Origin of the sequence: Pseudomonas sp. MF5691, from assembly GCF_016405645.1 — a bacterium.
In the GTDB taxonomy this organism is placed as follows: domain Bacteria; phylum Pseudomonadota; class Gammaproteobacteria; order Pseudomonadales; family Pseudomonadaceae; genus Aquipseudomonas; species Aquipseudomonas shahriarae.
Genome location: NZ_JAEKDC010000037.1, coordinates 1 through 14,081, shown reverse-complemented (window position 1 = coordinate 14,081; position 14,081 = coordinate 1). Strand labels below are relative to the sequence as shown.

12 protein-coding genes and 2 pseudogenes are annotated in these 14,081 nt (G+C 63.6%); 8 read left to right on the top strand and 6 right to left on the bottom strand.

What is annotated here, in order from left to right; genetic code table 11:
• Positions 1–142: 142 nt before the first annotated feature.
• Together JFT44_RS28835 and JFT44_RS27500 are read left to right on the top strand one after the other, a co-directional pair.
• Positions 143–394 (top strand): annotated as a pseudogene (locus JFT44_RS28835) (type II toxin-antitoxin system HicA family toxin).
• On the top strand, positions 391–756 hold the full coding sequence (locus JFT44_RS27500) for a type II toxin-antitoxin system HicB family antitoxin (protein ID WP_128593664.1): 366 nt from the start codon (positions 391–393) through the stop codon (positions 754–756). The pseudogene JFT44_RS28835 and the gene JFT44_RS27500 overlap by 4 nt, the downstream one beginning before the upstream one ends.
• A gap of 1 nt (position 757) precedes the next feature.
• On the opposite strand, the gene JFT44_RS27495 is transcribed toward JFT44_RS27500, so the two are convergent.
• A complete protein-coding gene (locus tag JFT44_RS27495; protein WP_198831440.1) occupies positions 758–1,930 on the bottom strand; it encodes an MFS transporter in 1,173 nt (390 codons plus the stop codon).
• Between the two features lie 142 nt (positions 1,931–2,072).
• On the opposite strand from JFT44_RS27495, the gene JFT44_RS27490 reads away from it, so the two are divergent.
• Complete coding sequence (locus JFT44_RS27490) at positions 2,073–2,657, top strand: TetR/AcrR family transcriptional regulator (RefSeq protein ID WP_057959159.1); 585 nt, start codon at positions 2,073–2,075, stop codon at positions 2,655–2,657.
• 33 nt (positions 2,658–2,690) lie between these two features.
• Here the strand turns inward: JFT44_RS27490 and JFT44_RS27485 are convergent, their stop codons facing one another.
• The 4 genes and pseudogenes from JFT44_RS27485 to JFT44_RS27470 all read right to left on the bottom strand — a co-directional run bounded on the left by JFT44_RS27485 (position 2,691) and on the right by JFT44_RS27470 (position 7,694).
• Complete coding sequence (locus tag JFT44_RS27485; protein ID WP_198831439.1) at positions 2,691–4,211, bottom strand: MDR family MFS transporter; 1,521 nt, start codon at positions 4,209–4,211, stop codon at positions 2,691–2,693.
• Positions 4,201–5,352 (bottom strand): annotated as a pseudogene (locus JFT44_RS29260) (HlyD family secretion protein). The gene JFT44_RS27485 and the pseudogene JFT44_RS29260 overlap by 11 nt, the downstream one beginning before the upstream one ends.
• On the bottom strand, positions 5,349–6,833 hold the full coding sequence (locus JFT44_RS27475; protein WP_198831438.1) for an efflux transporter outer membrane subunit: 1,485 nt from the start codon (positions 6,831–6,833) through the stop codon (positions 5,349–5,351). The pseudogene JFT44_RS29260 and the gene JFT44_RS27475 overlap by 4 nt, the downstream one beginning before the upstream one ends.
• Before the next feature lie 114 nt (positions 6,834–6,947).
• On the bottom strand, positions 6,948–7,694 hold the full coding sequence (locus tag JFT44_RS27470) for a helix-turn-helix transcriptional regulator (protein ID WP_057439104.1): 747 nt from the start codon (positions 7,692–7,694) through the stop codon (positions 6,948–6,950).
• A 162-nt stretch (positions 7,695–7,856) separates the two neighbouring features.
• Here JFT44_RS27470 and JFT44_RS27465 point away from each other — a divergent pair, with 162 nt between their 5' ends.
• From JFT44_RS27465 to JFT44_RS27450, 4 genes are all read left to right on the top strand, one after another.
• Complete coding sequence (locus JFT44_RS27465) at positions 7,857–8,657, top strand: glucose 1-dehydrogenase (RefSeq protein ID WP_057439105.1); 801 nt, start codon at positions 7,857–7,859, stop codon at positions 8,655–8,657.
• Entirely contained in the window at positions 8,650–10,476 is a 1,827-nt protein-coding gene (locus JFT44_RS27460; protein WP_198831437.1) for a glycoside hydrolase family 15 protein, read from the top strand. The genes JFT44_RS27465 and JFT44_RS27460 overlap by 8 nt, the downstream gene beginning before the upstream one ends.
• 165 nt (positions 10,477–10,641) lie before the next feature.
• Positions 10,642–11,256: a GNAT family N-acetyltransferase gene (locus JFT44_RS27455; RefSeq protein ID WP_233098440.1), complete on the top strand. Its 615-nt coding sequence runs from the start codon at positions 10,642–10,644 to the stop codon at positions 11,254–11,256.
• Positions 11,257–11,293: 37 nt separating this feature from the next.
• Positions 11,294–12,226 carry an alpha/beta fold hydrolase gene (locus JFT44_RS27450; protein WP_198831436.1) on the top strand — a complete coding sequence of 311 codons (933 nt, stop codon included), beginning with the start codon at positions 11,294–11,296 and terminating at the stop codon, positions 12,224–12,226.
• Here JFT44_RS27450 and JFT44_RS27445 read toward each other — a convergent pair.
• Positions 12,196–13,164: a GlxA family transcriptional regulator gene (locus tag JFT44_RS27445; protein ID WP_198831443.1), complete on the bottom strand. Its 969-nt coding sequence runs from the start codon at positions 13,162–13,164 to the stop codon at positions 12,196–12,198. The two genes, JFT44_RS27450 and JFT44_RS27445, sit on opposite strands and share 31 nt — an antisense overlap.
• 90 nt (positions 13,165–13,254) lie before the next feature.
• Between JFT44_RS27445 and inhA the strand changes: the two genes are divergently transcribed.
• A complete protein-coding gene (gene inhA / locus JFT44_RS27440; RefSeq protein ID WP_198831435.1) occupies positions 13,255–13,935 on the top strand; it encodes an isonitrile hydratase in 681 nt (226 codons plus the stop codon).
• Positions 13,936–14,081: the final 146 nt, after the last annotated feature.

Sequence of the window (14,081 nt, the reverse complement as noted above, 5' to 3'; positions counted from 1 at the left end):
AACGAATCCAGGCGGGAAAAATTAGCGCAGGCGATTGCAGTCATCGGGCGTTACATCAAACCCGGGAGAAGTCCGCGAAGCGGCCCTATCATTGACGGAGCACTGTATTTGCAACTACATTTAGTTACACGCAGGGAACGCCGTGTCCAAAAATGAAAAGCTGCTCGCCAAACTGCTTAACCTGCAGATGGCATTTACCTGGCCCGAGCTCGTGACATTGTTAGGCTGGCTGGGTTACTGAAAAATCGAAGGGGCTGGGAGCCGCGTCAAGTTCGACATAGGCGACCCGAGTGCAATGATCACCTTGCACAAGCCCCACCCTGGCAATGAACTGAAGTACTACATTCGGCGCCAGATCATTGAACAGTTGGAATCAGGAGGCTTGATTCAGTGAGCAACCAGTTGAAACACAAAGGTTACATCGGCTCCATAGAAGCCAGCGTCGAGGACAATTGCCTGTTCGGCAAGCTGCTGTTTATCCGCGCCCTGGTCAGTTACGAAGGGCAGACCGTGGCCCAGTTGGAGGCCGCCTTTCGCGAGGCCGTGGAGGATTATCTGGCTACTTGCCAGACCCTGGGCCAGGCACCGGAAAAGCCCTGCAAAGGCTCCTTCAATGTACGGGTCGGCCATGATCTGCACCTGGCTGCGGCCCTGGCGGCGACGCAGAAAAAGGTCACGCTCAACGACCTGACACGCCAGGCGCTGAACGAGTTCCTGCGCCATCACCGTACAGACAGCCACCCCGCCCTGGGGTGACTCATCCCAGGCGGCGGTAGCCCAATAAAGCGGACACCAGCACCACTGCCCCGGCCATCAGCGCCACCCAGAACCCGCTGGCGGCGCCAAAGTGGTCGATCATCCAGCCGGAACTCGCGGCACCGATGGCCACGCCGATACTCAAGCCGGTGATCAGCCAGGTCATGCCTTCGGTCAGGCGGCTGGGTGGCACGACCTGCTCCACCAGCGCCATGGACACAATCAAGGTCGGGGCAAAAAACAGCCCGGACACAAACACCGCCAATGCCAGCCCGAGGATATCCCCCACCCACAGCAGTGGCAGGGTTGTCAGGGCAGTGGCCAGGCCACAGAGCAGGAACTGCCGGGGCAAGGGCATGTTCAGCTTCAGCGCACCGAAGGCCAGCCCCGCCAGGCACGAGCCGATGGCATACACCGACAGCACGATACTCGCGGCAGCCGGCTGGCCCTGGTGCTGGGCGAACGCCACGCTGACCACGTCTACCACCCCGACAATGGTGCCCATGGCCATCAGTAGGATTATCAACACCAGCACCGACGGCTGGGTGATCAACCAACTGCCCTGGTGCTCAAGCGGCGCGTGAATCGCAGGCTCGGTCTGTTTTTGCAGGACAAAGGCGGTCACACCAACCGCCAACAGGATCGCCCCCACCAGCGGCCCCGCCTCGGGAAACAGCAGCACACACAATCCCACCGACAGCGGCGGGCCGAGGATAAAGCACACCTCGTCGAGCACCGATTCCAGGGCAAAGGCTGTTTGCAAACGTGGCTGGCCACGGTAGATCTCGGTCCAGCGCGCCCGCACCATGGCCGACATGTTGGGCATGCAACCGGCCAGGGCGGCAAAGATAAACAGGGTCCAGTCCGGCGCCTGCAAACGGGTACACAGCAACAGCAGCAACAACGCCCCGCCGCCGATCATGGCTGCCACCGGCAAGACGCGGCCCTGGCCATAACGGTCTACCAGTCGCGAAACCTGCGGTGCGCAAAAGGCCGTGGCCAGAGCAAATGTTGCCGCCACCGCGCCCGCCAACCCATAACCGCCACGCAGTTGGGACAACATGGTGATCAGCCCGATACCGGTCATGGATATCGGCATGCGAGCGAGCATGCCGGCCGATACAAAAGCCCTGGAACCTGGCGCCTGGAACAGCTCGGCGTAGGGGTTTGCCATGGTGCGTGACCTCTTGCTGGGAACCCTGGAGCTTGCCATTCAATGCAATCCGGGGAAAAGATATACGGTGCGTATGTGACAAATCATGAGTAACATACGCGGCGTATGTCAACCACTCACCCGCAACTAGCGAGCGTTTTCCATGAGCCGAGCCCGCGCCGAGATGATTGAAGAAACCCGCGCCCGTCTGTTGGCCAGCGCCCGCCATGCCTTTGCCACCCAAGGCTTTGCCAATACCTCGATGGATGATTTCACCGCCCGCGCCGGCCTTACCCGTGGGGCGCTGTACCATCACTTTGGCGACAAGAAAGGACTGCTGGCCGCGGTGGTCGCGCAACTCGACAGCGAAATGGATGACCGTCTGCAACAAATCAGCACTCAGGCCAACAACCCCTGGGACGGTTTTTGCGAGCGCTGCCGCGCCTACCTGCACATGGCCCAGGATCCCGAGATCCAGCGGATCGTGCTGCAAGATGCACCGGCGGTGCTGGGTGCAGACGTGGGGGCCCAGCAGCACTGCATCGAATCATTGCGTCGGCTGCTGGATGAATTGATGCAGGCCGGGCTTATCGAGCATGCCCCCAGCCTGGCACTGGCCCGGTTGATCAATGGCAGCCTGGTGGATACGGCGCAATGGATTGCCCATGCCGAACGCCCGGACGAATGCCTGGAGCAAGCGCTGCAAGGCCTGGAGTTGCTGCTGCGGGGGCTGAAACCCCATCGCTGAATTGCTCGCCACAACACGAACCCGCAACAGCCATCAAGTGCGACGAAGCAGCAACGCCGCCACCGCACACAAGGTCAATGCCACACACGCCAGGTAGAACGCGTCGCTGTAAGCCATCAAAAACGCCTGGTGCCGCACACTCTGGTCGAGCAACCCCAGCACTTGCTGCTGCTCCGGCCATTGCTCCTGCAACAAGCCGCCGTTCGGCAAATATTGCTGTAAAGCCGGTTCGAAAATGCTCAGCGACTCACCAATACGCGCCGAATGCACCTGCTCGCGCACCACCACCAGTTGCGCCAGCAGGGCCGTGCCCACCGCGCCGCCCAGGTTGCGCAACATCGAGAACACCGCCGAAGCCGAACCGGACTGTGCCTTGGCCAGCCCATGCACCGCCAGCACCGACAGCGCCACCATGATCAGCGGCTGGCCAATGCCGCGCACCACGATCGAGGGGATGATCACGTTGCTGGCGCTGTCTGCCGACAAGTGCGCGCCCATCCAGCAGCCCAGGGCCATGATCGCAAAACCGGAGGCCACGAGATTTTTTGCGCTCAACCACTTCATCAGTCGTGGCAGGAACGGCGCCAGCACCAGTTGCACCAGGCCATAGGCAATCAGGCTGACGCCAATTTCACTGGCGTTGTAGCCCTGCATCTGTGACAGGTAATTGGGCACCAGGAATACCAGTCCGTACGTGCTGGCACCGAAGATAAACATCGCCACACTGGCCACGCCAAAGTTGTAGTGCGCCAACAGCCGCAGATTGATAAAGCTTTTGCGGCCCCACAATTGCCGGCTGACAAAGCCCACCAGGCCCATCGCCGCCGCCACGCTCATCCAGCCGATAAACGCCGAACCGAACCAATCCTTGCGCCCGCCCTCCTCCAGCACGATCTGCAACGCCCCCAGGCCCAGGACCATGCAGGCGATGCCCAACCAGTCGCCCTGGCGCAACAGCCCAAGGTTCATCGGCTGGCGATCAATGGACCAGGCCACTGCCGCCAACAGTGCGATACCGGGAAACAGTTGCAGGTAGAAGATCCAGCGCCACGAATACACATCGGTCAGCCAGCCACCAATGGACGGCCCTGCGGCCTGGGCCACACTGTTGGCCAGGCTGAACAGGGCCATGCCCAGGGGGATCTTGCTGGCGGGCAGTTCAGTGATGATCAACTGGAACGACAACGGAATCAGCACCGCCCCCGCCGCCCCCTGAATGACCCGGATGATGATCATCACCGGCAGGTTCGGCGCCATCGAACAGGCCACCGAGGCCACCAGGAAAACCCCGGAGCCCCACAGCATCACCCGCCGCAACGAAAACACCTGCACCAGCCACGCGGTGAGCGGGATCATGATGATTTCCGCCACCAGATAGGCCGTGGAAATCCACGAGCCCTCCTCGAACGTGGCCCCCAGCGCACCTTCGATTTCCGGCAGGGCGGCGCTGGTGACATGCACATTCATGCCGGCCATGAAGCAGCCGAACAAACCACCGATCACCGCGACCCAGGCGCGAAACGAAACGTTCGAGGTGCGCCCATCAGCCTCCATGGGAACCGTCCTGCTGGCTGGCCGGGCGGGTGTCCACCGTGGCGATCACGGACATCCCCGGCAAGATCACGGGTGCATTCGTCTCGTCGGCCACCAGGCGGATCTTCACCGCAAAGCGCTGCACGATCTTGGTGAAATTGCCGGTGGCGTTGTCCGGGGGCAACAAGGCGAACACCGCACCGGAACCGGGGGCGATGCTTTCGATCTGGCCGCGCCAGTGCTGGCCGGAAAAACTGTCCACCGCGATATCGACCGCCTGCCCCGGCGCCATGTGCTGCAACTGGGTTTCCTTGTAATTGGCGATCACATAGGCCTGTGCCACCGGCACCACCGCCAACAAAGGCAGACCCGGCATCACATACTGCTGGCGGCGGACCTTGCGCTGGCCCACTACGCCGTCGAACGGCGCGCGGATCGCTGTGTCATTCAAGGCATTCTGGGCCAGGGCCAGGTTGGCCTGGGCCTCGCCCACCCGGGCCTGGGATTCGGCGATCCGCGCCTTTGCCTGCTGGCGGCGCGCCTGCAGCACCTGGCACTAGGCTTGCTGCCGGGCCACTTGGGCACGGGCTTCGGTCACCGCTGCCAATGCCTTGGCCCGCCCGGCGCTGGCGGTTTCCAGGCGCTCGCGGGTGGCGATCTGTTGATCCACCAGATCGCGGTAGCGCTGGAAGTCCAGACGCGCACGATGGGCCTCGGCCTCGCTGCTATGCAGGGCAGCCTGGGCCTGGGCAATACGTTGCTGCTGCTCGTCGAGCCGTGCGTCGAGGGTGGTCAGGCTGGACTGGCGGGCATTCGCCGCCGCCCGGGCTTGCTGCAACCGCGCCTGGGTGCTGCGCAGTTGCTCGACAAAATCACGCTCATCCAGGCGCACCAGCACATCCCCGGCCTTGACCGGCTGGTTGTCCTCCACCAGCACCTGGGCCACATAGCCGGCAATCCGCGGGCTGACGGCGACCCAATCAGCGCGCACGTAGGCGTCGTCGGTCTCTTCCAGAAATCGCCCCAACTGCCACCAATACGCGGCAAACAGCCCCGCCCCCAACAGCGTCACCAGTGATGCGCCCGTCAGCAGGGCGCGGCGATGGCGCTGCATCAAGCTGGAAGTGGATGGCAGGATCGCGGGTTCAACAGCCTGGTTCATGGCTTGGCTCCAAGGGCAGCAAGGGGTAAGGGTTGAGGTTGAGGTTGATCATTGCGTTGCCAGCCACCACCGAGCGCCTGGAACAGGTCGATCTGGCGGTTGATCAAGCGCAGGTCGGCCTGGGCCACGCGGGCCTGGAGGTTGACCAGGTTGCGCTCGCTGTCCAGCAGTTGCAGGGCATCAAGGGCTCCGGCCCGATAGCTGCGGGTGGCCAGCTCATGGGCCTGCTGGCTGTTGTCCAGCGCAGCCTGCAGGGCTTGGCGGCGCTGTTGTTCGCCCTGGTACAGCGCCAGGGCTTGTTCGACTTGTTTCAAGGCACGCAGTACCGTGCCGTCGAAACGCGCCTGGGCCTCGCGCGCCTGGGCCCGGCGCTGGCTCACTTGGGCCTGGGCAACGCCGCGCTGGGGAAAGCGCCAGGACAGCAACGGCCCCACGGAGTACACCAGCGCTTCACTGGTCCCCAGCTTGCCCAGGCTGCTCGCGGAGGACTCCAGCGCGGCACCGAAGGTCACCCGTGGATACAACTCGGCGCGAGCGACACCAATGGCCAGCGTGGCCGCTTGCAGCTGGCGCTCGGCACGGCGAATATCGGCCCGCCGCTGCACCAGCGCCCAGCCATCGCCCACGGGCAGCGGCGCCTGCAATTGTGGGCGCCGGGCACAGGTTTGCCGGGCCACCTCCAGGGGCGGCACGCCACTGAGCACCGCCAGCTCATACAGGGCCGCCTGATAGCGCGCAGTCAACATCGGCAGCGGCGCACGGGTTTCTTCCAGCAGGCCATTGAGGCGCGCCAGGTCCAGCGCCGTCGCCGCGCCGGCCTTCTGCAGTCTGCGAGTGACGTCGACACTGCGCTCCAACACCTGCACCGAATGACGCTGCACCTGGCGGCCGAACGCATAGACACAGGCCTGGCCATAGGCCCGGGTGGTCTGCGCGGCCACGGTCACCCGCCATTCGTCTTCCAGCGCCCGCGCCGCATCCGCATCGGCACGGGCGGCGGCCAGGCGATAACGCACCTCGCCCCAGAGGTCGAGGGTGTAGCTCAGGGAAAATCCAGGGGCGTGGCTCCACTGGGCCTCGGCCTGCTCATCGCGGGCCTGGGCCAGGGTCTGGTCGTCTCGGCTACGGCCGTAACCGACGCCGTAGGTCAGAAGAGTCGAGGGTTGGCGTTCGCCATCTACCTGCTCCAGGTGCGCCAATAGCGCGTCGACATGGGCGGCGGCGGCGGCAAGGTCTTGGTTATGGTTCAGGGCCTGCTCTACAAGCCGGTCCAATTGCGGGTCACGGTAAAGCTGCCACCAGCGCTCGGGCAGCGGTTGGGCCGCTGACCCGCTGGACAATTGCGGCGCCGCCCGGGCCGTCAACTGCGCTGCGGGCTCGTCGGGCAGGCCACGGCATCCGGCTAACGCACCCAGCAGAAGCAGGGTCAGGACTGCCGGGGGGCGACTGCTGGTGGAGGGATGAACGACAAGGCTGGGCATCACAAAGCTCGCTGAAGAATGAGCTTTGCAGATTAGGCATGCGCCCTGGCGGATTCGCCCGCGCCAGGGCCATGTATCGTCGCCAAACGGACAATTGGGTTACATGAAGCAACATCAGGCCTGGGGACGAAAATGACTCGGCGGGTAACCCAGCGAGCGGCGAAACATCGCGCTGAACGCACTCGGGCTCTGATAACCATGTTCCAGCGCCACCTCCAGGATCGAGGCGCCCTGGGCCAGCAGCTTCAGGCTCAGGGCCAGACGCGCACGCTTGCGCCATTCGCCAAAGCTCATGCCCAGTTCCCGCTGGAAAATCCGGCTCAGGGTGCGCGCACTCATGTTCAGGGTGTCGGCCCAGGATTCCAGGCTGCTGTCATCGGCCGGGTTGCGGATAAACCGGGTACACAACCTGGCCAGGCGGGCTTCGCCAGGCACCGGCACATGCATGGCCACCACCGGCGCGGCCAGCAGCTCCATGCGGATCACTTCCACCATGGCCTGCAAGCGTGGGCTGTTGACTTCACCGGCGATCAGCGTCGCCGCCACGATCAGCTCGCGAAGCAGTGCCGAGACCTCGATCACCTGGCAGGTGCGGCCCAGGCTCGGCTCGACCTCGGGCATCAGGAACAGGGTGCGCATATGCACTTCGCCGGCCATGCGAATCTCGTGGGGCGTCCCGGCGGGTACCCACAACGCATGCCCGGACGGCACCAGCCAACTGCCCTGGGCCGTACTGACCACCATCACCCCGGTGACGCCGTGGATCAATTGCGCCTGGGTATGACAATGGGGATGGACCACTTCGTCGTTGCGGTAGTTGTCGGCATAAGCCTCAAGCCAAGGCCGGTGCACAGTTGTCATGGGCTGCGTCTCACGTCGTTAAGCCACTGATTCTAACTAAAAGCCCGCTGGCGAAAACGATAGATATAGACAGCCATCGTCGCATTCCAGACAGGCCACTGAACTTGTGCCCCGCGCCGTCAGTCAGCTGAATGGACTTCTGGAATAAAGGCTGGATGGACAATGCGCATCTCGTTGGAACAACAAGTCGCCGTAGTCACCGGCGCCAGCTCCGGCATTGGCGCGGGGGCCGCCAGGGCGCTGGCTGCGGCCGGCGCGGCAGTCGTGGTGAACTACAACAGCCAGGCAGAACCCGCCCAGGCCCTGGCCGCGCAGATCAACCAGGCCGGTGGCCGGGCCCTGGCGATCGGCGCCGATGTGTCCAGGGAAGCCGATGTCGAACGCCTGTTCGCGCAGACCCTCGACGCCTTCGGCCACCTCGACATCCTGGTGGCCAACTCGGGCCTGCAAAAAGACGCCGCCATCAGCGACATGACCCTTGAGGAGTGGAACGCGGTGATTGGCGTCAACCTCACCGGCCAGTTCCTCTGCGCCCGCGCCGCCCTGCGTATTTTTAACCGCCAGGGCGTGCGAGCAGGCGTATCCCGGGCCGCCGGCAAGATCATCCATATGAGTTCGGTGCACCAGTTGATCCCCTGGGCCGGCCACGTCAATTACGCGGCCTCCAAGGGCGGCGTCGAGATGCTGATGCGCAGCCTCGCCCAGGAAGTCAGCCACCAACGGATCCGCATCAACGGCATCGCGCCGGGGGCGATCCGCACCGCCATCAACCGCGCTGCCACCGAGGGCGATGCCGAACAGCAGTTGCTGAAATTGATCCCCTATGGCCGCGTCGGCGACGTCGAAGATGTGGCCAACGCCGTGGTCTGGCTGGCCAGTGATGCCTCCGACTATGTGGTGGGCAGCACCTTGTTTATCGACGGCGGCATGAGTCTCTACCCGGAGTTCAAAGACAATGGTTGATCTGAAAAACGAAGCGCAAAGCGCCATCGACGCCCACGGCATTATCGGTGACATGCGCAGTGCGGCGCTGATCAACGATCAGGGCAGCATCGACTTTTTCTGCTGGCCGGAATTCGACAGCCCGTCGATCTTCTGCTCGCTCCTGGACTCCCCCGCCGCCGGGATTTTCCAGTTGACCCCGGACCTGCCCCAGGCGCGCCGGGAACAGATCTACCTGCCGGATACCAATGTCCTGCAAACCCGCTGGCTGAGTGATGAGGCCGTGGTGGAAATCACCGACCTGCTGAGCATCAGCGATGACGTTGATGACCTGCCCCTGCTGATCCGCCGGGTGCGCGTGGTGAGCGGCAAGGCCACCCTGCACCTGCGCTGCGCGGTGCGCCATGACTATGCCCGGGCACCCACTCGGGCCACCGCCGATAACGCTGATGTGTGCTTCGAGGCGCCGGGCCTGCCTGGGTTGCGCCTGGCCAGCAGCGTGCCGTTGCAGATCGCAGATGACGCCGCCGTCGCCTGCTTTACCCTGGACCAGGACCAGGGGGCCGAATTTGTCCTTGGCGGCCGGGAAGACATACGCGTGGCCAGCGACGGTACCGACCTGCACCTGCAGCACACCCTGAAATTCTGGCGCGGCTGGCTGGCCCAGTCCAACTACCGCGGCCGCTGGCGGGAAATGGTCAATCGCTCGGCCCTGGCCCTGAAGCTGCTGACCTCGCGCAAACACGGCGCGATCCTCGCAGCGGCCACCTTCGGCCTGCCGGAAGCCCCCGGCGGCGAACGCAATTGGGATTACCGCTACACCTGGATCCGCGACGCCTCGTTCACCGTCTACGCCTTTATGCGCCTGGGTTTTGTCCAGGAAGCCAATGACTACATGCGCTGGTTGCGCGGGCGCGTCAGCGACTGTTGCGGGCAACCGATGAAAATCAACATCCTGTATGGCATCGACGGCCGCCAGCAATTGCCGGAAACCGAGCTGAGCCACCTCAGCGGCCACGGCGGCGCGCAACCGGTGCGCATTGGCAACGAGGCCTTTGACCAGGTGCAGCTGGATATTTTTGGCGAACTGATGGACGCGGTGTACCTGGTCAACAAGTACGGCGAAGCCATCTCCCATGAGGGCTGGAAACACACCCTGGAAGTGGTGGACCAAGTGTGCGAAACCTGGAACCAGAAAGACGTCGGCATCTGGGAAATGCGTGGCGAGCAACATCACTTCCTGCATTCGCGGCTGATGTGCTGGGTGGCACTCGACCGCGCGATCCGCCTGGCCTCCAAGCGCTCGCTGCCGGCGCCGTTCGCCCGCTGGGACCAGACCCGCCAGGCGATTTATGAAGATATCTGGAGCAGCTTCTGGAACGCAGAACGCGGGCATTTCGTGCAGCACATCGGCAGCACTGCCCTGGATGGTTCGATGCTGTTGATGCCGCTGGTGCGTTTTGTGGCGGCCACCGACCCGCGCTGGTTATCGACCCTGGACGCCATCCAGAAAAGCCTGGTGCGCGATGGCATGGTCTACCGCTACCGCAATGACGACAGTCAAATTGACGGTTTGCAAGGCACAGAGGGGGCGTTTACCGCCTGTTCATTCTGGTACGTCGAATGCCTGGCCCGCGCGGGGCAAGTGGAAAAGGCCCATCTGGAATTCGAGCAACTGCTGCGCTATGCCAACCCGCTGGGGCTGTATGCCGAGGAATTCGACAGCCAGGCGCGACATCTGGGGAATACACCGCAGGCATTGAGCCATTTGGCCTTGATCAGCGCGGCGACGTTTCTGGATCGCAAGTTGAGCGGGGAGAAAACCGTGTGGCAACCTTGAGAATCGAGCAGCGAAGTGAAACCCTTGTAGGCGCTATCAGGCAACTTCAACATTGGCTGTACTGACGTCATCGCAGCCTCGCTAACGCTCGACAGCTCCCACCTTTGATCTTTGCGACCTTGAGCGAGCTATCTGTCTGCCTCCTCCTGTATTCAAGGAACGAATATGAACCCGCCCCTGGCGCCCGAAAATGTTCAGTCGATACCTATGCCAACCGCACCACACCACGTGGATACTTTCCCCACCCTGCACACCGAGCGCTTGCGGCTCCGGGAGTTGACCCCCCACGACGCCCCGGCGCTGTTTGCGATCTATCGAGATGCCGAGGCCATGCCTTGGTTTGGCATCGACCCCATGACCGACATATCCCAGGCCCACGCCCTGATCGCCACCTTCGCCCACTGGCGAACCCAGGCCAATCCGGGCACGCGCTGGGGCCTGGAATACGCCGGCGAGTTGATGGGCACCTGCGGGCTGTTCAAATGGAATCGCCAGTGGAACAGCTGCGCCCTCGCCTGCGAACTGGCGCCGTCAGCCAGGGGCAACGGTTGGATGAGCGAGGCTTTGCGCAGCGTGCTCGACTGGGGCTTTGCGCAGATGCAACTGCACCGTGTCGAAGCGCTGGTCCATCCGCGTAACCTGCCGTCCCAGGCACTGCTGGGCCGGCTGGGCTTTACCCGCGAAGGCGTGCTGCGCGAGGCCGGGTTTTGGGCCGGTGGCTATCAGGATCTGCACGTGTTTTCGCTGCTGGCCCATGAACACGTAAAGGTTTCGCGCTAAAGTCCAGGCTCCCTGCTGTGACCCGAACGGAGTCCCAATGAGCCCCTCGATCGCGCTGCTGTATATCCGCACTCCCATGCTCGATATCGCCTACGAAGCCCATGGCCCGGCCGACGGTGAAGTGGTGATTCTGCTGCACGGTTTTCCCTATGACCCTCGCGGCTACGATGCCATCGCGCCGGTGTTGGCCGAGGCTGGTTATCGCGTGCTGGTGCCTTACCTGCGCGGCTACGGCCCGACCCGGTTTGTGCACGCCCAGGTGATGCGCTCCGGCCAACAGGCGGCGCTGGCCAAGGATCTGCTGGACTTCATGGATGCCCTGGCCATCGACCAGGCCGCCCTCGCCGGTTATGACTGGGGTGGGCGCGCCGCGTGCATTGTCGCGGCGCTTTGGCCCGAGCGCGTGCGCTGCCTGGTCACTGGCGACGGTTACAACATCCAGGACATCGCAAAGTCCATCCAGCCCCGCGCGCCAGTCACCGAGCATCGGTTGTGGTACCAGTTCTACTTCCACACCCAACGGGGTATCGATGGCCTGACCGCCAACCGCCGCGAGTTGTGCGAACTGTTGTGGTCGCTCTGGTCGCCCTCCTGGGCTGCGGGGCCGAGCCTTTACCCGCAGACGGCACCCTCGTTTGATAACCCGGACTTTGTGGAGGTGGTAATCCACTCCTATCGCCATCGCTTCATGTATGCCGAGGGTGATCCGGCGCTGGAAGTGATTGAACAGGCGCTGATGCAACCACCGCCGATTTCGGTGCCCACCATTTCGCTGTGCGGTGCCGACGACGGTGTCGGCCCGGCTCCCGAGGTGGATGACGACGTGGCTAATTTCAGCGGATTCTATCGGCGCCGGGTGCTCGCCGGGGTGGGCCACAATATTCCCCAGGAAGCACCGCAGGCCACGCTCGATGCACTGTTTGAACTGCTTGAACAGACTCAGGCCGGCGCCGAAAACCGCTCGCGATAAAGCTGCGGGGTGATCGACAAGGCGCGGATAAAACTGCGGCGCATGGTTTCTTCGCTGCCAAAGCCACATTGCGCGGCGATGCGTTTGATTGCCACGGCGCTGTCGGCCAGTTGCCGGCGTGCGGTTTCCACGCGGATCAGTTCCACCGCCCGGGCCGGGGTCTGGCCGGTTTCGGCGCGGTAATGGCGTACGAAGCTGCGTTCGCTCATGCCGCACGCGGCCGCCAGGGTCGCGATGTTCAAGTCCAGGTGCAGGTGCTCGGCAATCCACCCATGCAATTCGCTGAAGCGGCTACCGCCCTTTTGCAGGGAAAGGGTGACGCTGAACTGCGACTGGCCACCGGGGCGCTTGAGAAACACCACCAGGTGCCGCGCCACTTCCAGGGCCACCGTGCGGCCCAGGTCCTGCTCCACCAGGGCCAGGCACAAGTCGATACCGGCCGTGACGCCCGCCGAGGTCCAGAGCGAGCCCTGCTGGATAAAGATCGGGTTGGCCTCGACCTGCAACCTGGGGTATTTGCGCGCCAGTTCCTCGCAGCGCGTCCAGTGGGTGGCGACCCGACAGCCATCGAGCAGGCCACTGGCGGCCAGCAGAAAGGCGCCGGTACACACCGAAGTCATGCGCCGCGAGTGCCTGGCTTTTTGCCGGACCCACTCCACCAGTTGCGGATCCTCGGCCGCCCCATACACGCCCCAGCCGCCAGCAATCACCAGGGTGTCGCAGGGCGTGTCGGCGCCGGGCAACGGCTCGGCCACCAGGGCCAGGCCGGCGGAGGTCATCACCGGCTCGGCCTGGGCGGCAATCACGTTGACCGCATAGGGCAACGGCAAGCCTTGCTGGCGCGCCAGGTCGTTGGCCGAGGCAAACACTTGCAACGGTCCGGTGACGTCGAGCACCTGCACATTGGCAAAGGCGAGCACATGGATGATTTTCGGCATGATTGGCGTGATTAGTGGGCTCAATGGCGTATACGCCAAAGCCTAGGCCACTAGAGTGAAGCCGTCCATCCCTCTTCCTGGAGTTTGACCATGACCTTGCAGATCGGCTTTGTGTTGTTCCCCGGTATTCAGCAACTGGACCTCACCGGCCCTTACGACGTGCTGGCGTCGTTGCCGGAGGTGCGACTGCATCTGATTTGGAAAGACCTGGCGCCGATCACTTCCAGCAGCGGGTTGGTGCTGTCGCCGACCACCACCTACGACGACTGCCCCACCCTGGATGTGATCTGCGTGCCGGGCGGCTCGGGGGTTGGGCCATTGATGGAAGATGAGCCGACCCTGGACTTTCTGCGGGCGCAATCCCAGACCGCACGTTATGTGACGTCGGTGTGTACCGGCTCGCTGGTGCTGGGCGCTGCGGGTTTGCTGCGCGGGCGGCGGGCCACCACGCATTGGGCCTACCACGACATGCTGGCCACCCTCGGCGCCACGCCGGTGCAGGAGCGCGTGGTGCGCGACGGCAACCTGTTTACCGGGGGAGGCATCACTGCGGGGATCGACTTTGCCCTGACCCTGGCCGCCGAGTTGTACAGCGAGGCGGCGGCGCAGTTGGTGCAGTTGCAGCTTGAATATGCGCCGGCCCCGCCCTTCAATGCCGGCCGCCCGGACACTGCACCACAGCAGGTACTGGACGAGGCGAATAAGCGCACCGCTGAATCACGCAAGACCCGGGGCGAAATTGCCGCACGGGCGACGGCGCGGCTGGGCTGAAGGCCGAACTATTTTCCCCTGTGGGAGATTCTATGGTTTTGGGGAAGCCCCCAAAACCGCTTTTGACTGGTATTCGCTCAGGTTTTTCATGAGCGAAAAGGCGATGCGCGCCAGCTTGCGGCCAATGATGACCAGGGCTTGAGTCG